This window comes from Paraburkholderia sp. GAS38, from assembly GCF_050434965.1.
Lineage (GTDB): Bacteria > Pseudomonadota > Gammaproteobacteria > Burkholderiales > Burkholderiaceae > Paraburkholderia > Paraburkholderia phenazinium_A.
Genome location: NZ_JBNDJO010000005.1, coordinates 307,432 through 332,332, shown reverse-complemented (window position 1 = coordinate 332,332; position 24,901 = coordinate 307,432). Strand labels below are relative to the sequence as shown.

General features: G+C 65.2%; 18 protein-coding genes. 10 read left to right on the top strand and 8 right to left on the bottom strand.

The genetic code is table 11. The features are described from left to right. Nucleotides 1-145 precede the first annotated feature (145 nt). From tldD to P3T42_RS14865, 3 genes are all read right to left on the bottom strand, one after another. The gene (gene tldD / locus P3T42_RS14875) at nucleotides 146-1,612 is read right to left on the bottom strand and encodes a metalloprotease TldD (RefSeq protein ID WP_074302377.1); all 1,467 of its coding nucleotides are present in this window, start codon (nucleotides 1,610-1,612) and stop codon (nucleotides 146-148) included. Nucleotides 1,613-1,709: 97 nt separating this feature from the next. Continuing rightward, a complete protein-coding gene (locus P3T42_RS14870) occupies nucleotides 1,710-2,552 on the bottom strand; it encodes a carbon-nitrogen hydrolase family protein (RefSeq protein ID WP_429306469.1) in 843 nt (280 codons plus the stop codon). A gap of 140 nt (nucleotides 2,553-2,692) precedes the next feature. After that, nucleotides 2,693-6,910 carry a YhdP family protein gene (locus tag P3T42_RS14865; RefSeq protein ID WP_429306468.1) on the bottom strand — a complete coding sequence of 1,406 codons (4,218 nt, stop codon included), beginning with the start codon at nucleotides 6,908-6,910 and terminating at the stop codon, nucleotides 2,693-2,695. 175 nt (nucleotides 6,911-7,085) lie between these two features. Between P3T42_RS14865 and glnE the strand changes: the two genes are divergently transcribed. Then, on the top strand, nucleotides 7,086-9,878 hold the full coding sequence (gene glnE, locus P3T42_RS14860) for a bifunctional [glutamate--ammonia ligase]-adenylyl-L-tyrosine phosphorylase/[glutamate--ammonia-ligase] adenylyltransferase (protein WP_429306467.1): 2,793 nt from the start codon (nucleotides 7,086-7,088) through the stop codon (nucleotides 9,876-9,878). A gap of 190 nt (nucleotides 9,879-10,068) precedes the next feature. On the opposite strand, the gene recN is transcribed toward glnE, so the two are convergent. Next, the gene (recN, locus tag P3T42_RS14855; protein ID WP_429306466.1) at nucleotides 10,069-11,748 is read right to left on the bottom strand and encodes a DNA repair protein RecN; all 1,680 of its coding nucleotides are present in this window, start codon (nucleotides 11,746-11,748) and stop codon (nucleotides 10,069-10,071) included. A gap of 43 nt (nucleotides 11,749-11,791) precedes the next feature. Continuing rightward, the gene (locus tag P3T42_RS14850; protein WP_074302372.1) at nucleotides 11,792-12,694 is read right to left on the bottom strand and encodes an NAD kinase; all 903 of its coding nucleotides are present in this window, start codon (nucleotides 12,692-12,694) and stop codon (nucleotides 11,792-11,794) included. Between the two features lie 170 nt (nucleotides 12,695-12,864). Here P3T42_RS14850 and hrcA point away from each other — a divergent pair, with 170 nt between their 5' ends. From hrcA to pabB, 9 genes are all read left to right on the top strand, one after another. After that, entirely contained in the window at nucleotides 12,865-13,884 is a 1,020-nt protein-coding gene (gene hrcA, locus P3T42_RS14845; RefSeq protein ID WP_074302371.1) for a heat-inducible transcriptional repressor HrcA, read from the top strand. A gap of 218 nt (nucleotides 13,885-14,102) precedes the next feature. Then, nucleotides 14,103-15,173, top strand: a complete 1,071-nt coding sequence (gene hemH, locus P3T42_RS14840) for a ferrochelatase (RefSeq protein WP_074302370.1) — start codon at nucleotides 14,103-14,105, stop codon at nucleotides 15,171-15,173. 51 nt (nucleotides 15,174-15,224) lie between these two features. Further along, entirely contained in the window at nucleotides 15,225-15,632 is a 408-nt protein-coding gene (locus P3T42_RS14835; RefSeq protein WP_074302369.1) for an RNA-binding S4 domain-containing protein, read from the top strand. After that, nucleotides 15,629-15,802 (top strand): hypothetical protein, encoded by a 174-nt coding sequence (locus P3T42_RS14830; protein ID WP_429306575.1) that lies wholly within the window; start codon nucleotides 15,629-15,631, stop codon nucleotides 15,800-15,802. Before P3T42_RS14835 ends, P3T42_RS14830 begins: the two co-directional genes overlap by 4 nt. A 313-nt stretch (nucleotides 15,803-16,115) precedes the next feature. Continuing rightward, nucleotides 16,116-16,709 (top strand): nucleotide exchange factor GrpE, encoded by a 594-nt coding sequence (gene grpE / locus P3T42_RS14825; RefSeq protein WP_074302367.1) that lies wholly within the window; start codon nucleotides 16,116-16,118, stop codon nucleotides 16,707-16,709. Between the two features lie 46 nt (nucleotides 16,710-16,755). Then, on the top strand, nucleotides 16,756-17,181 hold the full coding sequence (locus P3T42_RS14820; RefSeq protein WP_429306465.1) for a thioredoxin family protein: 426 nt from the start codon (nucleotides 16,756-16,758) through the stop codon (nucleotides 17,179-17,181). Nucleotides 17,182-17,322: 141 nt separating this feature from the next. After that, on the top strand, nucleotides 17,323-19,281 hold the full coding sequence (dnaK, locus tag P3T42_RS14815; protein ID WP_074302365.1) for a molecular chaperone DnaK: 1,959 nt from the start codon (nucleotides 17,323-17,325) through the stop codon (nucleotides 19,279-19,281). Nucleotides 19,282-19,548: 267 nt separating this feature from the next. Beyond that, entirely contained in the window at nucleotides 19,549-20,691 is a 1,143-nt protein-coding gene (gene dnaJ / locus P3T42_RS14810; protein WP_074302364.1) for a molecular chaperone DnaJ, read from the top strand. A 28-nt stretch (nucleotides 20,692-20,719) separates the two neighbouring features. After that, nucleotides 20,720-22,672 carry an aminodeoxychorismate synthase component I gene (gene pabB, locus P3T42_RS14805; protein ID WP_429306464.1) on the top strand — a complete coding sequence of 651 codons (1,953 nt, stop codon included), beginning with the start codon at nucleotides 20,720-20,722 and terminating at the stop codon, nucleotides 22,670-22,672. 78 nt (nucleotides 22,673-22,750) lie between these two features. Here pabB and panB read toward each other — a convergent pair whose 3' ends face one another. From panB to folK, 3 genes are read right to left on the bottom strand one after another with little or no spacing between them, the layout of a single operon-like run. Beyond that, the gene (gene panB / locus P3T42_RS14800; protein WP_074302363.1) at nucleotides 22,751-23,566 is read right to left on the bottom strand and encodes a 3-methyl-2-oxobutanoate hydroxymethyltransferase; all 816 of its coding nucleotides are present in this window, start codon (nucleotides 23,564-23,566) and stop codon (nucleotides 22,751-22,753) included. A gap of 37 nt (nucleotides 23,567-23,603) precedes the next feature. After that, nucleotides 23,604-24,320, bottom strand: a complete 717-nt coding sequence (locus P3T42_RS14795) for a deoxynucleoside kinase (RefSeq protein WP_074302362.1) — start codon at nucleotides 24,318-24,320, stop codon at nucleotides 23,604-23,606. Continuing rightward, nucleotides 24,317-24,871 carry a 2-amino-4-hydroxy-6-hydroxymethyldihydropteridine diphosphokinase gene (gene folK, locus P3T42_RS14790; RefSeq protein ID WP_074302361.1) on the bottom strand — a complete coding sequence of 185 codons (555 nt, stop codon included), beginning with the start codon at nucleotides 24,869-24,871 and terminating at the stop codon, nucleotides 24,317-24,319. Before folK ends, P3T42_RS14795 begins: the two co-directional genes overlap by 4 nt. Nucleotides 24,872-24,901: the final 30 nt, after the last annotated feature.

Here is a 24,901-nt window from a genome sequence, read left to right as displayed (position 1 = left end):
ACATGGCGAAAGTAAGGTCTGTGGCAAAAAAGGGTGAGTGACTTTATAACCCGTGCAGTCCCGGTTGACAACCAGGGGGCTGCGAAAATGCGGATAATCCGCATACTCCGTGCTTAACGTGCGCGAAGTATGCGTCAGATGACGATCAGGCCGTGCCGCCGACCGTCATCTTCTCGATGCGCAGCGTCGGCTGGCCGACGCCCACCGGCACGCTTTGGCCTTCCTTGCCGCAGACGCCCACACCCGAATCCAGCGCCATATCGTTGCCGATCATGGTGACGTACTTGAGCGATTCCGGGCCGCTGCCGATCAGCGTTGCACCCTTGACCGGGTAGGTGACCTTGCCGTTTTCGATCATGTAGGCCTCGGAGGCCGAGAACACGAACTTGCCGTTGGTGATGTCCACCTGGCCGCCGCCGAAGTTCACCGCGTACAGGCCGTTTTTGACCGAGGCGATGATTTCCCGCGGATCCTTGTCGCCGTTCAACATGTAGGTGTTGGTCATGCGCGGCATCGGCAGGGCGGCGTACGATTCGCGGCGCGCGTTGCCGGTCACCGGCATCTTCATCAGGCGTGCGTTCAGCGTGTCCTGGATATAGCCCTTCAGGATGCCGTCCTCGATCAGCGTGGTGCACTGGGTCGGGTTGCCTTCGTCGTCGATGTTGAGCGAACCGCGGCGGTTCGGCAGCGTGCCGTCGTCGACCACGGTGACGCCCTTGGCGGCCACCTGCTCGCCGATGCGTCCGGCGAACGCCGACGAGCCCTTGCGGTTGAAGTCGCCTTCCAGACCATGGCCGATCGCTTCGTGCAGCAACACGCCGGGCCAGCCCGGTCCGAGCACGACCGTCATCGCGCCGGCCGGGGCCGGGCGCGCGTCGAGATTGACCAGCGCGGCATGCACGGCGTCGTCGACGTACTTCGACAGCACGGCGTCGGTGAAATAGCCGTAGTCGAAGCGGCCACCGCCGCCGCCGCTGCCGATCTCGCGGCGGCCGTTCTGCTCGGCGATCACCGTGACGGAGACGCGCACCAGCGGCCGGATGTCGGCGGCCATCGCGCCGTCGCTACGCGCCACCAGCACCACGTCGTATTCGCCGGCCAGACCCGCCATCACCTGGGTGATGCGCGGATCGCGGCTGCGCGCCATCTGTTCGACGCGCTCGAGCAGCTTGACCTTGGCGGTCGCGTCGAGCGAATGCAGCGGATCGGACGGCAGATACAGGTCGCGCCCGGCCACGCCGGTCAGCGACGAGGCCACCTTGATCTTCTGCTTGCCGCCGCCGGCTTTGGCGATCGAGCGGGTGGCGAGGGCCGCCTGGCGGATCGCCTCGGGCGACAGGTCGTCCGAGTAGGCAAACGCGGTCCGGTCGCCTGACACGGCGCGCACGCCCACCCCTTGATCGATGCTGAAGCTGCCTGATTTCACGATGCCTTCTTCAAGGCTCCATGCTTCGCTACGGGTGGCCTGGAAGTACAGGTCCGCGTAGTCGATGCGGTGCGTGAAGATTTCGGCGAGCGTGCGGGTGAGCACGGCTTCGTCGAGGCCGTAAGGCGTGAGGAGCACGTCCTTGGCGGTGGCGAGATTGCGGATACCGGGTTCGATGATATTCATGCGAGGTCTGTTCTGCTCGATACAAAGGGGTTCGGTTGGCGCACGCGCATCGCATACATGGGTGGGCGGCGTCGTACTTTCAATGTCCAGTTCAGCTTTAGCTCGTGAGCACGCGGTGGCGCCAGGCCGGCAGGCTTTGGCGGACCTCGTCGATGCGTGCGCGCTCCAGATTCCCGGCGACGACGCCGGCGCCTTCGTCGCGGACCGCGACGATCTCGCCCCACGGGTCGATCAGCATGCTATGTCCCCACGTGCGGCGGCCGTTCTCGTGCTTGCCGCCTTGCGCCGCGGCGAGCACGTAGCACTGGTTTTCGACGGCGCGGGCGCGCAGCAGCATTTCCCAGTGCGCGGCGCCGGTCGTATAGGTGAAGGCCGAGGGCACCACGATCAGCGCGCAATCGCCCATGCGGCGATACAGCTCCGGAAAGCGCAAATCGTAGCAGACCGACAGGCCGACCCGTCCGAACGGCGCGTTGAAGGTGCGAACTTCCTCGCCAGGCCGGATGGTGCGCGCCTCGTCGAACGATTCTTCGCCTTTTTCGAAATTGAACAGGTGAATCTTGTCGTAGCGGGCCGCTTCTTCGCCCTGTGGATTGAAAACCAGCGTGGTATTGAGGACGCGGCTGGCTTCCGGCGCGGTGATCGGCAGCGTGCCGCCGATCACCCAGACGCCGTGGCGGCGCGCCGCATCCGCCAGAAAACGCTGGATCGGGCCGTCTCCGTAGGGTTCGCGTACGTTGAGTTTGTCCGTGTCCTTGAAGCCCATGAAACAGAAGTATTCGGGCAGCAGGACGAGTTGCGCACCGTCGGCCGCGGCCTCGGCGATCAGGCGTTCCGCCTCGGCCAGATTGCGCTCGCGATCCGGCGTGCTGACCATTTGCAGGGCGGCGACGCGGCAGGACAGGGCAGGGGAAGTTGGGTGGGCGTGGTGTTCGCTCATGGGCGTTTCGAAAGACTCCCGGCAGTGAGCAGGCTGGCGCGAACTGCGGGCGCTGCCTGTGTCGATCAAGGGCGTACCGTTGCCGGTCCGGCGCCGCGAGTATCGTCAGACGGCACTCACGGTGGTCAATGCGGGGTGGCTCAATGCGCTTCCACGGTCGAAGCCGGCAGGTCCATCTTACCTCGATCGCTGCGCACCCGCTCGACATGCGGTTTCGACCACGAACCGGTGATTGCATAGTCCAGCGCGAAGGCTTTTGAAATCGACTTGGACAGCGCGAAATCGGCGACCAGTGCGGCGAGACCGAACAGCGGATTGATCACGGTGGCGGCGACCACGCCGGCGCCGGCGCTGATCGTCGGCACGATATGCACATGCAGGTCCTGGGTTTCCTGCGCGAGGTCGACCGAGCCGGTCATCTCGGCGCGGGCCGGCGCCGTGACCATCTGGAAGTTCTCCGTGCGGCCGATGCCGTCGCTGATCTGCCCGGTGCCCTTGACGCTTTCGAACGGCAGGCCCTCGCCGATCACGTCGCGGAAATTCAGCGTCGCAAAGCGCGCGAGACTTTGCAGGCTCAACACGCCCAGCAGCTTGGCGACGCCCGGATCGACCTTGAGGATCTGGCCGTGCTGCAGGTCGACCGCGAGGTTGCCGTTCAGCGTCGGGTAGTCGATGCGGGTCGGGCCGCCGCGCCAGACCACCTTACCCGACAGCGTGCCGCTGCCGCCCTTGAGCGTGCGCGGCTGGCCGGCCCGTTCGAGCAGGGCGCCGGCATCCTTGATGTCGAGCTTGAAATCGAACACGGTGCGCTTCGGCGTGTCTTCGTCGGCATTGGCGCCGAGGCGCGTCGAAGTGCGCCAGTTGGCCGTCGCGGTCAGGGTGGCGGCCGGATTGCTGATGTCGAGCTTGTCCAGTTGCCAGACCGGGACGCCGTCTTCCTCGAAATTGTGCGCGTCGACTTCCAGGCTGCCTATGTTGTGGTCGCGCACGATCAGCTCGTTCACCACCAGATCGATCGACGGCATGTTCTGCGCCGGCGCCGAGATCGCCTGGCCGAGCAGGTCGTTTTCGGTGGCGGACGGAATCACGAGACGGGCGAGGCGGGCCTGCAGCGTGCCGGGCGAGCCCTTGACGGGACCGGGCAGCCAGGCGAGGTGCCCGGACACCTGATTCGAGGCGACGTTGGCCTGCCAGTTGCCGTTGTCACGCGACGCGCCGACGATCACGCTTTCCCAGTGGCGCTTGAGCAGCGTCAGCATGCCGATGTGCACGGCAAAGCGGTTCGGCAGGAACTGCGTCAGCGCCGGATTGGGCGCGCTGGTGGCCGACGCCGAAGCCGAAGCCGACGCAGCGGGCGCAGCCGCAGCTTCCTTGCTGCGCATCTGGTTGACGAACGCGCGCCACTGGTCGGCGTCGAAACTGTCGATGTCGACCGCGGCGATCACCCCTTCGGTCGGCAGTTCGGCCGGCTTGTTGACACCCACCGCGCCGACCACCACCGTCGGCGGTTGCCCTGGCGTATGGCGCAGCAGATAGGTGGCGGCGATCGGGCCGAACCGCAGGTCGGCGCGCTGCAGGCCGGCGTCGCTTGCCGGGACGGCCGGCTTGAAGGTGAAGTGCAGCGGCATCGGCTGACCGACCGGCTTGTTGAACGGCGCGGGGAAGTCGAGCGCGAGGCCGCTCAGGTCGGAGTTCGCGGTAACGTCGGGCAGGCGCCCTTTCGCGCCGCTCACGCTCAGGTCGTAGGGCGCGCTGCCGCTCATGCGCGTGAGCACTTGCGCGGCCGGACCGTGCAGGTTCAGGCCGCGTGCGGCATCGACGGCAATGTGGCCGTTCAGGTCGAGCGCATAGCTGCCGTTGTTCTTGACCCCGCCGTTGGCGTGGACGTCGCCGCCGAGGAACTGGCCGGAGAGCCGGTCGAGCTGGGCGGTGTGTTCGGTGAAGCGAACCTTGCCGGTGAGTTGCGACAAGGGCGGCACGTTGTCCATGCTCAGCCGGTTGTTCTGGAAGCCCAGCGCGCCCTCGACGGCGATATGCGGCTTCGGCGTGCGCGGCACGGTCAGCTTCAGCGCGAGCGACGCGGGGCCGTCGGCGCGTACCTTCTCGCCGACGTGCTTCGACAGGCCGCCGAGCGCGCTCGCATTGACGTAATCGATCATGTCGGCGAGCGGGCCATGGCCGTCGCCGCTGATCACGAGGGGCGAGGCCTTGGTGCCCAGGTCGTCGATCTTGCCGCCGACCTTGGTGAGCGCGATGCGCTTGTAACGGGCGCGATCGACATCGAAGCGCAGCACGTTCTCTTTCAGCTCGAAGGTGCCGTCGATGCCGTCCAGCGCCGGCCACACGTTCGGCGTCACGCCGTCCTTCATCAGGCGCGGCGGATACGGCGAGGGGTCGAACTTGCCGCCCTTGAAGGGCGCGACGATATGGAACACACCGGCACTCGGATCGCGCGAGTAGGGGAACCTGGTGAGGTCGCCATGCACCTCGATGACCGCGCCGCGCGACATGCCGGCCTGCAGCCCGTGACCGAGGTAAGTGCGCAGTTTCTCGCTGATGCTGGTGGGCAGGTAGCGGACGATGCGCGTGACCTGGGCGTGATCGAACTGGGCCTTCAGATCGAGCGAGCCACGGCCGTGGCCGGGGTTGCTGTAGTCGGCGGTGACCTTTGCGGCGGTGTCCGCGTTGGTCACGCTCAGTTCCGGGACGGTGATCGCAAACGCCTTATGCGCCTCGCCCGGCGCCGCCGGCTTGACGGTCCAGTTGCCGCGCCCCTGCAGGCGGTCGAACTTGAGGCGCGGGTCGTCGAACACGCCCGGCAGCGTGAGCGCCACATTGTTGGTGTCGATCGTCATCGAGCCGTGGGTTTCGTCGGCATCGACGCTGCCCCACAGGTTCTCGACCCCGGGCAAGCCGGCTCGCGGGTGACCGAGCGGGGTCAAGCCCGGCGGCGGTTCCTGGGCCGCCACGCTGATGCCCTGCAGGTCCGCCTTGAAACGGTAGCGCACGATCGGTTCGGCGCCGCTTGCGTTATGTTCGGTGGCCGCTTCGCCGGAGTTCGGCGTGGCCCGTTCGACCTCGATCAGATAGTTCGCCACCAGCCCGCGCGGATTGAAGCGCACCAGCTCGTTGAGCAGGTGTCCGGAGAGCGGCAGCGCGCGGCTGAATTCGGCGAGGATCCCGAGGTCGACGCGGTCGCCGGTCACGCTGATCAACTGGCCGTGCTGCAGGGAAGCCCTGCGGTAGTGGCCGGTCAGCGTCGTCAAGGCGAGCGTGCGGGTGAGCGGCGTGCCGTCGTCGAGCGGCGGCTGGCCCAGTTCGGCGTGCAGGTGGTTCAGTTGCAGCGTGTAGTCGCCCGTCTCCGCCACCTCGACTTTCCACGAGAAACTGGCGGTCGGCACGTCGAGGCGCGGCTGGGTTGGACGCACCCGCATCGAGACGTTGGTGCCGGCCAGCTCGCCGCTCGCCGATTTCATGCGGCCCTGCGCAAACTCGATCCAGATGGCGTTGTCGACCCGGCCCGCGAAGGTCTCGATCGGGAAGTCGATGTAGTGCGCAAGGGCGGGCAGGTCGACCGGGCCGGTGGACACGTACGCCTGGCCGGTCCAGTTGATCGGCTTGCCGATCGCCGAGAGCGGCGCGTGCTTGAATTGCGCGCGGAAGTCGAGCGGACCGTGCAGCACGCTGCCGTCCGGCGGCGCCTGCAGCGCCAGGTGGTGGTCGTAGCCGTCGTTGAGGATGGCGAGCCGGATGTTCTGCAGCGCCAGTTCCGGCGCGTCGTGACTCGCGTCCTTCCACCGCAGCGTGCCGCCGCGCAGCACGATGGCCTGCTGGCGCAGCAGCCACGTGGTGAAGGTGTCGTTGCCCGTGTGCCGGCTCGGCATCGTGACGCCGGCGACCGATAGCGCGCCGTCGCTGCCGCGCGCGATCAGCACGTCGGGCTGATCGACGATCAGGCTCGAGAGGATCGGCTTGAGTTGCCACAGCGAACTCCACGACACCGTGGCGGTGGCGTGCGGGATCGCGAGCCCGACCTTGCCGTCATGGTCGCGAATGGTCAGATTGGTGACGTCGATGCCAGGCTGAAAACCGGTCCAGTGCGGCGCCAGTTTGCCGATGCTGAGTTGCGCGTGGATTTTCTCGGATACGAGTGCTTCGATGCGCGGCCGGAACGCGTCGACCCGTGGCAGCAAGCCGTAGCGCAGCCCCATGAAGAGCGCCGCCGCGATGAAGTAGATGACCAGCGCAATGGCCGCCAGCACCCTCAGGGTGTGACGCAGCACCACATGGTCGCCGCCGCGCACTGGCCTGACTTGTCCGGGTTCGTGTGGCGCGGCGGATTCGTTTCGCTCGGACATGCTGCGGCGGGGGTGGGCGTATGGTAGTTTTGCGGTCTGACGACGAAATGTAACACACGGGCCAGCCGCGACGAATATCCGTCAAAGCCTGTGCCCATGCCGCCTCGCGACCTGCGCGACGCGCTTCAAGGCTCCGTGATGAGACGGATGACGCAACAAGCGATCCAGACCTTTGATGACTGACGCCACACTCCTGAGTTCCAGCTATTCACACTATGCGGCGCGCGCGCTGGCGGCCCGTCCTGAACTGGCGGAGCGCATTGCGGCGCTGGCTGCCGCGCCGTTGACGCGCGAGCGGATCGAAGCCCGCTTCGACGCGTTGTGCGCCGCGCAGGCCGGCCCTGCCGGCGGCGCGTTGACCGAGGACGGGCTCAAGCGGGCGTTGCGCCAGTTGCGCACCGAGGTGTTCTGCGCCGTGATGGAGCGCGACCTGACGGGTCATGCGGACGTCGCCGAAGTGACCGGTGCGATGACCGATCTGGCTGAAACGACCATCCAGCGGGCGCTGGCGGTGCTCTCCGCCGATCTCGAAGTGCTGTACGGCGAGCCGCGCGACCCGCAGGGCGAGCGCCTGACGCTCGGCGTGGTCGGCATGGGCAAGCTGGGTGGGCGTGAGCTGAACGTGTCATCGGATATCGACCTGATCTTCCTCTATGAAGAGGACGGCGAAACCGCCGGCGGCCAGCGCTCGCCGATTGCCACGCAGGACTTCTTTACCCGCCTCGGCAAACGCCTGATCGCCGCGCTGGCCGAAGTCACCGCCGATGGCTATGTGTTTCGCGTCGACATGCGCTTGCGGCCGAATGGCGATTCGGGACCGCTCGTGTGTAGTCTTGGCATGCTCGAAGAGTATTTTTACGTGCAGGGCCGAGAGTGGGAGCGCTATGCCTGGATCAAGGGGCGGCTCGTATCCGAGCGCGGCAGCGACGCCGCGCGCCGGCTGTCGAAGCAGCTCGATGCAATCGTTCTGCCGTTCATCTACCGCCGCTATCTGGACTTCGGCGTGATCAGCGCGATCCGTGCGCTGCATCTGCAGATCCGCCAGGAAGCGCAACGCCGCGCCTCGATGCGGCCCGACAAGGCCGACGACATCAAGCTCGGCCGCGGCGGCATTCGCGAGATCGAATTCAGCGCGCAGGTGTTCCAGTTGATTCGTGGCGGGCAGGATGCGGGTTTCCGCGTGCGGCCGACGCTCGCCGTGCTGCGCCACGCGGCGGCGCACGGCCTGCTTGCGCCGACCGTGTGCGTGAAGCTTTCGCAGGCCTATCGTTTTTTGCGCGAGCTCGAACACCGCTTGCAATATCGCAACGACGCGCAGACGCACGCGATGCCGGTCGACCCGGAGGAGCGCGCGGCGCTGGCGCAGGCCATGGGCTTCGACGACTATGCGGCGCTGATGGTGAAACTCGAGGCGCACCGCGAGCTGGTCGAACAGCAGTTCGATCAGATCTTCGCCGACAAGGTGACGGGCCGCGACGGCTGCGGCGCGCCGGAGGACGGCGCGGCGGTGTGGGTGTGGAGCAGCGCGCTGGCCGACGATAGCGCGGACGTTGCCTTGCAGGCGCGCCTCGTCGAGCTTGGCATTGCCGAGCCGGCCGAACTGCTCGCGCGGCTGCGCGCCCTCTGGCAATCGTCGCGTTACGCGGGGCTCGCCGAGCGCAGCCGGCAGCGCTTCGACATCGTGGCGCAACGCGCGCTCGAAGCCGCGCGCACGCTGGAGCCGCCGGCGCGGCGCGGCGATACGGTGGCGCGCTTCTTCGACCTGCTCGAAGCCGTGAGTCGCCGCGGCGCCTATCTGGCGCTGCTCACCGAGTATCCGCAAGCGCTGCACCGGGTCCTGTCGGTGCTGGGCGCCTCGCACTGGGCGGCCGGCTATCTGATCCGCCATCCGCAACTGCTCGACGAACTGCTGGACGACGAAGCGATTGCGAGCCCGTTCGACTGGCCCGAATTCAAGCGCACCCTGCGCTTGCGGCTCGCCGCGGCGGACGGCGTCGAACAGCAGATGGATCTGTTGCGCCATGCCCATCAGGCCGAAGTGTTCCGCATTCTGCTGATCGATCTGGCCGGCAAGCTGAGCGTCGAACATGTGAGCGACCGGCTCTCGGAGCTCGCGGATGCCGTGCTCGACGTCACGCTCGAAGCCGTCTGGAACCAGTTGGCCCGACGCCACCGCGAGGTGCCGCGCTTTGCGGTTATCGCGTACGGGAAGCTGGGCGGCAAGGAGTTGGGCTACGCGTCGGACCTCGACCTGATCTTCCTCTACGACGACGCCGACGAGAACGCAGCGGAGATCTACGCCATGTACACGCGGCGCCTGATCACCTGTCTGACGATGGCCACGGGCGCGGGCACGCTGTTCGACGTCGACCTGCGGCTGCGGCCGAATGGCGAGTCGGGGCTGCTCGTCACGGATCTGGACGCGTTCAGGCGTTACCAGTTGCGCGAAGGCGACGCGGCGAATACCGCATGGGTCTGGGAGCACCAGGCGCTGTCGCGGGCGCGCTATTGCGCGGGCGACGCCGAGATCGGCGCGAAGTTCGAGGCGATCCGCGAGCAGGTTCTGACCACTCCGCGCGAGGCAGGGCCGCTCGCGCGTGAGATCGTCGAGATGCGCGAGCGGGTGGAGGCCGGGCATCCGAACCGGACCCAACTGTTCGATCTGAAGCACGATCGCGGCGGGATGGTGGATATCGAGTTCACCGTTCAATACTGGGTGCTGCTGCACGCGGCGCGCGATCCGGAGTTGATCCGCAATACCGGCAATATCGCGCTGCTACGCGAGGTGTCGCGCTTCGGGATGATGAGCGAGGAGGAAGCCGAGACGGTGGGCGCGGCGTATCGCACTTACCGCAAGTTGCAGCACAAGCTGAGGCTCGACGGCATGGAGAAGGCGCGCGTCGAGCCGGCCGCCGTCGAAGCGGAGCGCCAGGCGGTGCTGGCGTTGTGGCAACGGGTGTTCGGGTGAGGGTTGGGGCCTGGCCGGCTCGGGGCTCGGGGCGCTGAAGGCTTGGAGCGTGCTGTGCGGATTTGCTCGGTGAAACCTGTGAATACGGGCGAGGGGCCGCTCTGGCTCTGGTAGTGGGACGGCCCGCAGTGTATCGGGGCGCCTCGCCGTGGTGTCGGCACGGCCCGCAGCCCCTGTGTGATGGCGTCTCTTACGCTGCCAGCATTTCCTTGGCGTGCTTGCGCGTCGTGGCGGTGATCTCCAGCCCGCCGAGCATGCGCGCTACTTCTTCGACCCGGCTTGCCTTGTCGAGCGGCGTGACGCTGCTGACCGTCCCACCCTTGCCGTTGGCGGCTTTTGCCACCTGGAAGTGATGGTCGCCGCGCGCGGCGACCTGCGGCAAATGGGTCACGCACAGCACCTGGCGGGCGCGGCCGAGCTGGTGCAGCAAGCGTCCGACCACCTCCGCGACGCCACCGCCGATGCCGGTGTCCACTTCGTCGAAGATCAGTGTGGGGGTGGGGCTGGCGGCGCTGGCGATCACGGCGAGCGCAAGGCTGATCCGCGCCAGCTCGCCACCCGAGGCGACTTTGGCGAGCGGCCGCAGCGGCACGCCCGCGTGGCCCGCCACCCGGAACTCGACCTGTTCCAGCCCGTGCGGGCCTCCATCCGGCAGTGCCATGAGGGCGACTTCGAAGCTGCCGCCTTTCATCGACAGTTCCTGCATGCCCGTGGTGACCGCCGAGCCCAGTGCCTTGGCGGCCTTGGCGCGTGCTTTCGATAGCTGCCTGGCCTCGGCGAGATAGGCTTCCTTCGCTTTGACTTCGGCGGCATGCAGGCTGTCCAGATCCGCGGCGGCATCGAGAGCGGCCAGTTGCGCGCGACGCGCGGCGTGTTCCTCCGGCAGCGTCTGCGGCTGCAAGCGGAATTTGCGGGCGGCCGAATGGAGCGCGTCGACGCGCTTCTCGATCTGGGCAAGGCGCTCGGGATCGAGCTCCAGCCGCTGCGCATAGTGACTCAGCGAATACGCCGCTTCCTGCAACTGGATCTCGGCGGGTTCAAGGGCGGCGAGGGCGTCGTTCAGCGCCGGATCGATTTCCGCGAGGTCGCGTACCTTGGAGACGATCGAGGCGAGATGCGTGATCATCGCCTCGTCCGACTCGGATAGCGCAGTGAGCGCACCCTGGACGCCGTCGATCAGGTTGGCCGAATGCGACAGGCGGTTGTGTTCGGCGTTGACCTCTTCCCATTCGCCCGGCTGCGGGGCGAGCTTGTCGAGCTCGGCCAACTGCCATGCGAGGCGTTCGCGCTCGAGTTGCAACTCGCGGTCGCGCGTCCTGGCGAGTTCGATGGCTTGCACCTTGTCGCGCCAGTTGCGCCAGGCGCGGCCCACGGCGCCTGCCTTGTCGATCAGTCCGGCGTGGGTGTCGAACAGCTCGCGCTGGGCGTCCGGGCGCATCAGCAACTGGTGGGCGTGCTGGCCGTGAATGTCGACCAGCATTTCGCCGACCTCGCGCAGTTGTGCGAGCGTCGCCGCCGTGCCGTTGATGAAGGCGCGCGAGCGGCCGTTCGCGTCGACCACGCGTCGCAGCATGACGGTCCTGCCGTGCGGGTCGTCGGCTCCTGCGGCGGCGGCCGAGGCCAGCGCCTGCTGGTCGAGCCAGTGCTCGAGCTGCGCATGGGTTTCGAATTCCGCAGTGATGTCGGCCCGTGCCTCACCGGTACGTACGACGCTCGCGTCGGCACGGGCGCCGAGCGCCAATGCCAGGGCGTCGATCAGGATCGACTTGCCGGCGCCTGTTTCGCCTGAAAAAACCGTAAAGCCGCTGTCGAATTCAAGATCGAGCGCGGCGACGATGACGAAGTCGCGTATCGAGAGGTGGCGAAGCATGGGGTCGTCTGGTGGGCGTGGGTTACCGGCTGGGGCGATCCGCTCAGGGCTTGATGTCGTCTTCGTGCGACGGGTATTCGTTCCAGTGAAGTTTCTTGCGCAGCGTCGCGTAATAGCTATGGCCGACCGGATGCAGCAGCGGCACGGTGTGGCGCGAGCGGCGAACTTCGATGGTGTCGTTGTGTTCGAGCGCGGTGAACGACTGCATGTCGAAATTGACGTTCACGTCCCGCCCCGCCACGATCTGGATGCTGACCTTGGAGTCGTCCGGCAGCACGATAGGCCGGTTCGACAGCGCGTGCGGCGCGATCGGCACCAGCACGATGCCTTGCAACTGCGGATGCAGGATCGGCCCCGACGAGGACAGCGCATAGGCCGTCGAGCCGGTCGGCGTGGCGACGATCAGCCCGTCCGAGCGCTGGTTGTACATGAAGCGGCCGTCGACCGAAACGTGCAGTTCCGCCATCCCCGAGAAGCCGCTGCGGTTCACCACCACGTCGTTGAACGCCAGCGCGTGGTAGATCGGGCTGCCGTCGCGCATGATGCGCGCCTCGAGCAGGGTGCGCTCTTCGCGCTCGAAGTGGCCGCTGAGCATCAGCGGGACGATTTCCTGCATGTCGGAAATCGGGATGTCGGTGATAAAGCCGACGCGCCCATGGTTGATGCCGATCAGCGGCGTGCGGTACGGCGCGAGCTGGCGGCCGATGCCGAGCATCGTGCCGTCGCCGCCGAGCACCACGGCGACGTCGGCGCGCGCGCCGATCTCCGCGGGGCGCAGGGCCGGGTAATCGGTGATGCCGATCTCCGCGGCGGTGTCCGCTTCGAACACCACGTCGAAGCCGCGCCTGGCGATGCACGAGGCGAGCGCGGTCAGAGGCTCGCCGATGCCTGGCGTATTGTTGCGCCCGACTAGCGCAACGGTCTTGAACTGGCTGGTAACTTGCATGCCGGCATTACACCATAGGTGGGGACTGAAAAGAACCGTCCGGGCCACACGGGCGCCCGGCCTGGGCGGGGCGCTGCCTTACCTGCCAGGTCCGCGGGGAGACCCGCGCGGAACCGAGTGGTATTGTTAGCGCTCGCGGTTGTTGCGTCATTAAGCTAAAATTTTCCGTCATGCTAGATCCTCGCGCACAAACCCTCCTCAAAACGCTGATCGAGCGCTATATCGCCGAGGGTCAGCCGGTCGGCTCGCGCACATTGTCCCGCTATTCCGGCCTCGAACTGAGCCCGGCGACCATCCGCAACGTGATGTCCGATCTGGAGGAGCTGGGGCTCGTAATCAGTCCGCATACTTCGGCGGGCCGCATTCCGACGCCGCGTGGCTACCGCCTTTTCGTCGACACCATGCTCACGGTCGAGTCCGCCGCGGACGAAGAAGCCGTCACCCGTACCGTCAAGACCACCTTGCAGGCGGGCGAGCCGCAGAAGATCGTGGCGGCGGCGGCCAGCGTGCTGTCCAGCCTGTCGCAGTTTGCCGGCGTGGTGCTGACGCCGCGGCGCAGCCATGTGTTCAAGCAGATCGAGTTCATGCGCCTGTCGGACAAGCGCATTCTGCTGATCATCGTCACGCCCGAGGGCGACGTGCAGAACCGCATCATGGCGACGCAGCGCGACTTTTCGCCGTCGCAACTGGTGGAAGCCTCCAATTACATCAACGCACACTTCGCCGGCCTGTCCTTCGACGAGGTGCGCCGACGCCTGCGCGAAGAGATCGACGAACTGCGCGGCGACATGACTACGCTGATGCACGCGGCCGTCACCGCCAGCACCGACGAAGCCGACACCGGCGAGACCGTATTGATTTCCGGCGAGCGCAATCTGCTCGAAGTGGCCGACCTGTCTTCCGACATGGCGCGGCTGCGCAAGCTGTTTGATGTATTCGACCAAAAGACCAGCCTCCTTCAGTTACTCGACGTGTCGAGTCACGCCCAGGGCGTGCAGATTTTCATTGGCGGCGAGTCGAATCTCGTGCCGATCGAAGAAATGAGCGTGGTGACCGCACCGTATGAAGTGAACGGCAAGATCGTCGGCACGCTCGGCGTGATCGGACCGACGCGGATGGCCTATAACCGCGTGATCCCGATCGTCGACATTACGGCGCGTCTGCTTTCGTTGACGCTGAGCCAGCAATAGCAACCGCCTGTCGCCAGGCGCGGCGGCCGATGCCATTGCGACTGCCACTGCCTGCAACCGACCGCCGGTCAACGTCCGCAACGTCATGCCGGTAATGATGCCTGGCGGCGCGGAGCTTGCCAATTGGCCGAATGGCCAGGTATCGGCGGCGGATCGCGCCGCTATAATGAGTTTCACCTGAATCGATTTCCCGCCTTAAGCGGTTAGCCCTGTTGCCTATGCGTTTCGACCTCGAGCGGCCATCTCAGCCCGCCACAGCCCATCGTGTTGCGGTGTTGCTGATCAATCTGGGCACGCCCGACGCTCCAACGCCGAAGGCCGTGCGGCGCTACCTCGCGCAGTTTTTGTCGGACCCACGGGTGGTCGAGATTCCCGCCGCCGTCTGGCAGGTCATCTTGCGGCTCCTGATCCTGCCGTTTCGCGGGCGCTCGTCGGCGCGCAAGTATGCCGCGGTGTGGACGCCGGAAGGCTCGCCGTTGCGCGTGTTCACCGAGAAGCAGGTGGAAGGGTTGCGGCATCTGCTGCAGGCGAACGACTACACGGTGCTCGTCGACTACGCCATGCGCTATGGCATGCCGGGCATTCCGGACATGCTGAACCAGCTCAAGCTGGCCGGTGCGGAACGTGTGCTGCTCGTGCCGATGTATCCGCAATACTCGTCGTCGACCACCGCCACGGCTTTCGACGCCGCATTTGCGGCGCTTGGGCGCATGCGCAACCAGCTGGAAATCCGCACCGTCCGCCAATATGCGGATCATCCGGCCTATATCGCGGCGCTGGCGGCGCAGGTGCACCAGTATTGGCACGCTCACGGCCGTCCGGATTTCGCAGCAGGCGACAAGCTGGTGCTGAGCTTCCACGGTGTGCCCAAGCGCACGCTCGATCTGGGCGATCCGTATCACGACCAGTGTCAGCAAACCGGGGCGCTGCTGATGCAGGCGCTTGAGCTGACATCGGTCGAATGCCGCATTACGTTTCAGTCGCGCTTCGGCAAGGCCGAATGGCTGCAGCCCTACACCGCGCCGACGCTCAAGGAACTGGGCGCCGCGGGTGTCCGTCGGGCCGACGTGTTTTGTCCGGGTTTTACCGCTGACTGCCTCGAAACGATCGAGGAAATCGGCATGGAGGTTCGCGACGAGTTCGTTCACGCCGGCGGCAAGGAGTTTCACCGGATTCCTTGCCTGAACGCCTCGCAGGCGTGGATTGCCGCGCTTGGTGAGATCGTCGCGCAGAATCTGCAGGGCTGGCCGGTGCAGGCGGCTTCGCTGCAAGGGGTGGTGGAGGCGTGAGGCCTTGTTTCAACGCGCTTAGGGAACGCGCTTAGGGCGCCGGACTGATCGATGAACTACAGGATTTCAACCGAACCGGGTGCGCGTCTGCGCATCGACAAATGGCTTTGGGCTGCACGCTTCTTCAAGACGCGCTCGCTGGCGGCGGATGCCGTCGATAAAGGCCATGTGCGTATCGGCGGGGCCACGGTCAAGCCGGCAAAGGACGTGCGGGTCGGCGATCTCGTTGAAGTCGAGATCGAAAGGATCGTTTGGCAGGTCGAGGTGCTGGGCATGTGCGATGTGCGCGGGCCCGCCAGCGTGGCGCAAACGCTTTACGCGGAAACCGAGGACAGCAAGGTAAAGCGGCAGGTGGAACAGGAGCGGCGCAAGACGTATCGCGAACCGGCGGCCGCCTTGCACGGGCGTCCTACCAAGCGCGACCGGCGCACTATCGACAAACTTTCAGGTGGGGATTGAACAGCTGTTCCATTGTGGCATGCACGCCGCCATACTCGGTCGTGCTGTCGTTGACGGCCCCGGACATGCAGATGGTCGTGGTTCCCGCGATGAGCACCAAGGCGACCACGGATATTGCGAAGGTCAGTTTCACGGTACTCCCCCGAAAGGTGCTGAACGAACGCGCGTAGTGAGTGAATTGAAGTGGTATATACCGGGCTAGGGTAAACGTGCCTTTTCCGGCGGACATCTGCAGTTTAGGTCAGTCCTCGACCCCACTCAATCTCATTCTCATGAAGTCAGAGTAATGGTTGTAACCAGGCATTTCTCCCGCACTGCTGCGGTGCAAAAAGGTCGTTTTGACCGCTTGAAATCGTGCTTTAGGTCCCCAACTTATCGAACGATGAGCGGTGGTCTGTGTCGTGTTTTTGCAACGCGCGAACGAGCCCCCGCGAACACCATGCGGCCGCCCTTGGCTTTAACTTTCTAACGACTTTCAGCGACATGGAAAACACGCAAGAGAACCCGACGAGCCAGAATCCCACGCCCGCCGAAGAAGCCGCGCGCCAGGCCGCCGAGGCCGCCGCGCTTCAGCCCGACGCGAACCCGGCTGATGCTGCGCCGGGCGCTGCCGCGCCGGCCGGCGTCGAGGCCGCGCTGGCCGAAGCGCAAGCGAAGATTGCCGAGCTGCAGGAGAGCTTCCTGCGTGCGAAGGCCGAGACCGAAAACGTGCGCCGCCGTGCGCAGGAAGACGTCACCAAGGCCCACAAGTTTGCGATCGAAAGCTTTGCCGAGCATCTGCTGCCGGTGGTCGACAGTCTCGAGGCCGCCGTTGCCCACTCGTCGGACGACCTGCAGAAGGTCCGCGAAGGCGTCGAGCTGACGCTGCGTCAGTTGAACGGGGCGCTCGAGAAAGGTCGCGTGGCCGCGATCAATCCTCCGGCCGGCGAGAAGTTCGACCCGCATCGTCACCAGGCTATTTCCATGGTGCCGGCCGAGCAGGAGCCGAACACGGTCGTTTCCGTGCTGCAAAAGGGCTATGTGATTGCCGACCGCGTGCTGCGTCCGGCGCTCGTCACCGTCGCACAGCCGAAGTAAGCGCCCGGTTGCGTTTAAGAGCCGCCAAGGCCGGCACGCCGTTACTATGGCCAACCTTCCCGTCGACGCCACGGCTTTTGCCGTGTTCGAGATGCAGGAACTGAGCGCGGAGTCGTTCGACGCCGGACTCGAGGCGGCCGGCGATGAGCTGGCGGTGGTGTTCTTCTGGGGGCTGGACTGCTTTAACTGTGAAATAGCGAAGAAGGCGATGCTGGCGCAGCCCGAGGCGATTCGCGCGCTCGGGCTCAAATGGTTTCACAGCAACGTCTACGCGCACCGCGAGCTGGGCCGCCGCTTCATGTTGCACGGCGTGCCGACGTGGTTCTTCTTTCACCATGGCAAGCGGCTTGGCCGGGCAACCGGCTGGCACGGCCTCGGGCAGTTCGAGGCAGCGGTGGCAGCCGCGCGGGAGAAGGTGCGGGCGAAGCTTGCCTCGCCAATCCCGAAGCAGCAGGAGATTGAAAAAAATTAAAGACCGCATTGCATTCAAGGTCTTGAAAACGATGCGGACGCACTTATGTTGAGTGCAGGTATGAATTGAAGGCGGCGTGCCTTGCCGCCAGATGGGCACAAGGCACTTTCCGCAGCGATCAAAGTCAGGAGATTAGTAAAAATGGGCAAAATCATCGGCATCGACCTCGGCACGACCAACTCGTGCGTGGCGATCATGGAAGGCAATTCGGTCAAGGTGATCGAGAACTCGGAAGGTGCGCGCACCACGCCGTCGATCATCGCTTACATGGAAGACGGCGAAATTCTCGTCGGCGCGCCTGCGAAGCGTCAGTCGGTCACGAACCCGAGGAACACGCTGTACGCGGTCAAACGCCTGATCGGCCGCCGCTTCGAAGAAAAAGAAGTGCAGAAAGACATCGGCCTGATGCCGTACAAGATCGTCAAGGCCGACAACGGTGACGCCTGGGTCGAAGTGCGCGACCAGAAGCTCGCTCCGCCGCAAATCTCGGCGGAAGTGCTGCGCAAGATGAAAAAGACCGCTGAAGACTACCTCGGCGAGCCGGTCACCGAAGCGGTGATCACGGTTCCCGCGTACTTCAACGACAGCCAGCGCCAGGCTACCAAAGACGCAGGCCGCATCGCCGGTCTGGAAGTCAAGCGCATCATCAACGAACCGACCGCAGCTGCGCTCGCGTTCGGCCTCGACAAGGCAGAAAAGGGCGACCGCAAGATTGCCGTGTATGACCTCGGCGGCGGTACGTTCGACGTGTCGATCATCGAAATCGCCGACGTTGACGGCGAAATGCAGTTTGAAGTGCTCTCGACGAACGGCGATACGTTCCTCGGCGGCGAAGACTTCGACCAGCGCATCATCGACTACATCATCGGCGAGTTCAAGAAAGAGCAAGGCGTCGACCTGTCGAAGGACGTACTCGCGCTGCAACGCCTGAAGGAATCGGCTGAAAAGGCGAAGATCGAACTGTCGTCCAGCCAGCAGACCGAAATCAACCTGCCGTACATCACGGCAGACGCGTCGGGTCCGAAGCACTTGAACCTGAAAATCACGCGTGCGAAGCTCGAAGCGCTGGTGGAAGAACTGATCGAACGCACCATCGAACCGTGCCGTCTGGCGATCAAGGACGCGGGCGTGAAGGTTGGCGAAATCGACGACGTGATTCTCGTCGGCGGTATGACCCGTATGCCGAAGGTGCAGGAAAAGGTTAAGGAATTCTTCGGCAAGGAACCGCGCCGTGACGTGAACCCGGACGAAGCCGTGGCCGTGGGCGCCGCGATTCAGGGCCAGGTGTTGTCCGGTGATCGCAAGGACGTTCTGCTGCTCGACGTGACCCCGCTGTCGCTCGGTATCGAAACGCTCGGCGGCGTGATGACGAAGATGATCAACAAGAACACCACGATCCCGACGAAGCACGCGCAAGTGTATTCGACGGCGGACGACAACCAGGGCGCCGTCACGATCAAGGTGTTCCAGGGCGAACGCGAAATGGCAGCCGGCAACAAGCTGCTGGGCGAGTTCAACCTCGAAGGCATTCCGCCGGCCCCGCGCGGCGTGCCGCAGATCGAAGTGAGCTTCGACATCGACGCGAACGGCATCCTGCACGTCGGCGCGAAAGACAAGGCCACCGGCAAGGAAAACCGCATCGTCATCAAGGCGAACTCGGGTCTGTCGGAAGCCGAAATCGAAAAGATGGTGAAGGACGCAGAAGCGAACGCGGAAGAAGATCACAAGCTGCGTGAGCTGGCCGATGCCCGCAACCAGGGCGACGCGCTGGTGCACAGCACGAAGAAGGCGCTCACCGAATACGGCGACAAGCTGGAAGCGGCTGAGAAGGAAAAGATCGAAGCCTCGCTGAAGGACCTCGAAGACACGCTGAAGAGCGGTTCGAGCGACAAGGCGGCGATCGAAGCCAAGATCGAAGTCGTGGCAACGGCCTCGCAGAAGCTCGGCGAAAAGATGTACGCCGACATGCAGGCTGCCCAGGGTGCAGCAGGCGCTGCGGCCGGTGCCGCGGGTGCCGCAGGCGGTGCCTCGGCCGGAGGCGCGAGCCAGCCGGAAGACGACGTGGTCGACGCCGAGTTCAAGGAAGTCAAGAAGGACTAAAGCCAGGTCGCCATTTGACCGTAAAGCCGCACACAGCAATGTGTGCGGCTCGGCTGCAAAACGGTCTGCACCCGTCTCCGGGGGCATGAACCTGCAAAGCGGTTATCGCGCCTGGTGAGCCTTTTGGGCTCTCCGGGCACATTTGTTTTATGGAGGGCGTTGCTCAAATCGTGCAAACGAGGAGCGAGCAGCGGCCGGACGAGTCGTGAGACTCCAGCATTCAAGAGGAGCCGCCGCGCCTTGCTGCGCGGAGGGCGTTGAACCGATATGGCGAAACGGGATTACTACGAGGTTCTGGGCGTCGCAAAGAACGCGAGCGACGACGAAATCAAGAAGGCTTATCGCAAGCTTGCGATGAAGCATCACCCTGACCGCAATCCGGGCAACAAGGATGCGGAAGAGCATTTCAAAGAGGTGAAGGAAGCCTATGAAATGCTGTCGGACTCGCAGAAGCGCGGCGCGTACGACCAATACGGCCATGCGGGTGTCGACCCGAACATGGGCGGCGCCGGCGCCCAGGGCTTCGGCGGCTTTGCCGATGCATTCGGCGATATTTTCGGCGACATCTTCGGCCAGGCGGCCGGCGGCGCCGCACGCGGCGGCGGCGGCCGTGCCGGTCCGCAGGTCTATCGTGGCGCCGATCTGCGCTATAGCATGGAAATCACGCTGGAACAGGCCGCGCACGGTTACGACACGCAGATTCGCGTACCGAGCTGGGTATCGTGTGAAATCTGTCATGGTTCGGGCGCAAAGCCCGGCACCAAGCCCGAAACCTGCCCGACCTGTAACGGCTCGGGTTCGGTGCGGATGTCGCAGGGCTTTTTCAGCATCCAGCAGACTTGCCCGAAGTGCCATGGCACCGGCAGTCACATTCCCGATCCCTGCTTGCACTGCCACGGCGCGGGCAAGGTGAAGGAAACCAAGACGCTGGAAGTGAAGATTCCGGCAGGCATCGACGACGGCATGCGGATCCGCTCGGCCGGCAACGGCGAGCCGGGCATCAACGGCGGTCCGTCGGGCGACCTGTACGTCGAGATTCATATCAAGCAGCACTCGGTGTTCGAGCGCGACGGCGACGACCTGCATTGCCAGATGCCGATTCCGTTCACCACGGCAGCACTCGGCGGCGAGATCGAAGTGCCGACGCTGGCGGGCCGCGCGAGCTTCACCGTGCCCGAAGGCACCCAGTCGGGCAAGACGTTCCGTCTGCGCGGCAAGGGCATCAAGGGGCTGCGTTCGAGCATCGCCGGCGATCTGTACGTGCATGTCCAGGTTGAGACGCCGGTCAAGCTCACCGAGCCGCAGCGCGAGTTGTTGCAGCAGTTCGAGAAGTCGCTGGTCGAGGGTGGCGCGCGTCATAGCCCGCAAAGCAAGAGCTGGTTCGATCGCGTGAAGAGCTTCTTCGATTAATCGCAGTCTGAAGTTGGCGGCAGGCAAGATGGTGGATGATCGCGGCGCCGTGTTCGCATTGCTCGACGATTGCGACGCGACGGCGGCGCGCCGCTCGAGCCGTCTGTACACGGCGTTTGTGCACGAAAGGGTTTGCGCCGGCGCGGCGTCGCTCGAGGCAGTGTGCGAAGCGGTGGCGGCCGACCTGCGCGGCGGCCTGCATGCCGTTGTGCTGGGCGATTATGAGTTCGGCCGTCAGCTTGTACTGGAGGAGCGTGTATCTGGGACGTCGCGGCTCGCCTTGACCGAACGGAACATCTCCGGGGGCGGCGTACCACCGTCCGGTGCTGAATCACTCCAGTCGTATAAAACGCAGCGTGGCGATGCCACGCTGCGTTTTTTATTGTTCGAACGATGCGCGAAGCTTTCGCGTGACGAAGCCGATGCATGGCTGGCGCAGCTCGACGGCGACGCGGCACAGCCGTCGGTGGCGGGAACGGCCGGCGTTCGCGCGAGCGTCGATCCGGCGCAATTCGAAGCGGCGATCGGCGCGATTCACGACGCGCTGCGTATCGGCGATACCTATCAGGTCAACTACACATACCGGCTCGACTTCGACGTGTTCGGTACTCCGGCTGCGCTATACCGGCGTCTGCGGGCCCGGCAGCCGGTGCCGTATGGCGCGTTGATCGCGTTGCCGGGCGAGCGCTGGGTGCTGTCGTGCTCGCCGGAGCTATTTGTGGAGAAAGCGGGCGCGACGTTGCGTGCGCGGCCGATGAAGGGCACCGCGCCGCGGGCGCCTGACGATCCCATTGCCGACCGCCACGCAGCGGAGTTTCTCGCCAACGACCCGAAAAACCGGGCCGAGAACGTCATGATCGTCGATCTGCTGCGCAACGATCTGTCGCGCGTCGCCGAGACCGGCTCGGTCAAGGTGCCGGCGCTCTTCTCCGTCGAGCCGTACGCGTCCGTCTGGCAGATGACGTCGACGGTGGAAGCGCGGTTACGCGCGCGGACGTCGTTCGCCGAGGTGTTGCGCGCGCTGTTCCCGTGCGGATCGATCACCGGCGCGCCGAAGCATCGTACGATGCAGTTGATCGAGACGCTCGAGAGTACGCCGCGCGGCCTGTACACCGGCGCGATAGGCTGGCTCGATGCGGCGGATTCGACAGGCACCTGCGGCGACTTCTGCCTGTCCGTCGCGATCCGCACGCTGACGCTCGACGCCCCCGCAAGCAGCGGCCACGCGCGTCGCGGCAGCATGGGCGTCGGCGCAGGGATCGTACTGGACAGCGTCGCTGCCGACGAACATGCGGAGTGCCAATTGAAAGCCCGCTTCCTGACCGACGCCGATCCCGGTTTCGAGCTGTTCGAAACCATGCACGCAACGCGCGAGGCCGGCGTCCGGCACCTTGCGCGCCATCTCGCGCGGCTTGCGGCGAGCGCCACGTGGTTCGGCTTCGGATTCGACGAAATGGAGTTGCGTGCGCGTCTCGACGCACAGTGCCATGCATTGCCGCCGCAGACACCGCACCGCGTCAGGTTGGCCCTCGCCAGGAGCGGCGCGGTACAGATCAGCGCTGCGCCGCTGATACCGTTGCAAGACGGCGAAGTGGGTGTGCTGCTCGCACCGGATCACGGTTTTGCCGCGACCGACACGAGCGACGCGTTGCTGCATCACAAGACCACTCGCCGCGCCGAATACGACCGCGGCTGGCGCAGCGCGGAGGCGCTCGGCGCGTTCGACACGCTGTTTTTCAACGAGCGTGGCGAACTGACCGAAGGCGGTCGCTCGAATGTGTTCGTCAAGCTGGCGGGGCGCTGGTGGACCCCGCCGTTATCGTCGGGCGTGCTGCCTGGTGTGATGCGAGGCGTGCTGCTGGAAGATGCCGCGTTGGGCGCCGCAGAGCGCGTGCTGACGCGGGACGACGTATTGAATGCCGAGGCGCTTCTAGTCTGCAACGCGTTGCGGGGCGCGTTGCCGGCGCGTCTTGCCGGATGAGACCGTATGTGGCCGGATGAGACCGGATGAGACCGGATTAACCACCCACCATCCGGCCGCACACCCCAAACGCCCAGTTCAGAACGTATGTTCCGGGCCCGGAAACGAGCTGTCCTTCACCGCCCGCACATAGGCCTCGACGGCCGCAAAAATACTCGGCTGGCCCTGCATGAAATCCTTCACGAAGCGCGGCCGCTTGCCGGGGAAAATCCCAAGCATGTCGTGCAACACCAGCACCTGACCCGAGCAATCCACGCCCGCGCCGATGCCGATGGTCGGAATCCGCAACTGCTTGGTAGCTTCGGCGCCGAGCAGCGTCGGAATCGCTTCTATCACGATCAACTGGGCACCGGCGTCCTGCACGGCACGCGCGTCGCGCAGCAACTGGCTCGCACCCGCTTCCGTCTTGCCCTGCACCTTGAAGCCGCCGAACGCATGCACCGACTGCGGTGTGAGGCCCACGTGCGCGCACACCGGCACCGCCCGCTCGACCAGAAAGCGCACCGTATCGGCCAGCCATTCGCCACCTTCCAGCTTGACCATCTGGGCGCCCGCGCGCATCAGCTCCACCGAGCTGGCGAAGGCCGCCTCAGGCGTGCCGTAGGTGCCGAACGGCAGATCGGCGACGACCAGCGCCGACGGCCGCGCCCGAGCCACGCAGGTAGTGTGATAGGCGATCTCAGCGAGCGTGACCGGCAGCGTCGTCGTCTGGCCTTGCAGCACGTTACCGAGCGAGTCGCCGATCAGCAGCACGTCGACGCCCGCGCGATCCAGCAGCGCAGCGAAGCTCGCGTCGTAACAGGTGAGCATGGCGATCTTCTCGCCCGCATCGCGCATTGCCTGCAGTTTCGGGACGGTAATGGCGTTCCGGCTCGTTTCCTGCAAATAGCTCATGGGGTATTCCGTTGGAAAAAGAAGAGGGCGCCGTCGCTCAGAGCGACGTGCCTTTGACAAAGAATTCCTTGCGCCCGCGCATCGTCCCGATGCGTTCGACGAGCAGTGCAAGGTCCGCGTCCGAGTCGAGCGGGTTCAGATGTTCGGCGTTGACCGTCAGCACCGGCGTGCGGTCGTAGTGATAGAAGAACTCGTTGTACGCGTCGCACAGGGCGTGCAGGTACGCGTCGGAGATCTGCAATTCCATCGGCACCGCGCGCTTCTGAATGCGCGCAAACAGCACCTCCGGACTGGCTTGCAGGTACACGACGAAATCCGGTGCCGGCGCCGCGCCCGGATTGCCACCCACCGCACCGCGCGGCGCTTGCGCATCGATCCGCGCCGAGAGCGCGCGATACAACTGCCACTCGTCTTCAGGCAGCGTCAGGCGCGCGAAGATCTCGTTTTTCTGCGTCATGAAATCGGCGATCAGCGGCGTGCCGGCAGCATGAATCGCCGCGACTTCCTGGGCCTGCTGCGCGCGCTGCAGCGCGAAGTGCAGTTGTGCAGGCAGGGCGTAGCGGGCGGTGTCGCGATAGAAGCGTTCGAGAAACGGGTTGTCTTGCGGCCGTTCGAACAACGGATGCATCGACCAGCGTTCGGCAAGGCGCCGCGCCAGCGAAGTCTTGCCGACACCGATCGGCCCTTCGATCGCGATGTAGCGGAACGGCGGGCGCAGCTGCGGCGCTGTGACCGTCAGCGGAGTGGCGTTCATGAGCAACGGCCCTTGGTGGTGCTGGTGCTGTCGTTGCTGCCGCCGAGCGCGTTGAGCACCGGGCACTGGCAGGGCGATTTCATTCTTTCGATGCGCTGGTCGGCGACGGCGGCAAGGAAGGCGTCGGCGCGGCCACGTTGGGGAATTGTCAAATCCGGAGCGAGTTCGGTCAGCGGCACCAGCACGAAGGCGCGTTCGGTGAGTCGCGGATGCGGCACGATCAGATCGGGTTCGTCGATTGAGTGATCGCCGTAAAGCAGGATGTCGAGATCGAGCGTGCGGGGTGCGTTGCGAAACGGCCGCTCGCGGCCGAAGTGCGATTCGATCTTGTGGCACAGCGCCAGAAGATGCCGCACCGGCAGGGTCGTTTCGAGCTTCACGACACAGTTGTAGTAGTCGTCGCCACCGGCGTCGATCGGGGCGGTGCGATACAGGCTCGACTTGGCGAGCACGGTGATGGTGTGCTGTTGGGCCAGGCACACCACCGCGTCTTTCAGGGTCTGGCGCGCATCCCCGAGATTCGCGCCGAGGCCGAGATAAGCAACCGTCATGGCATAACTTCCTGCGACTATCGTTCGACG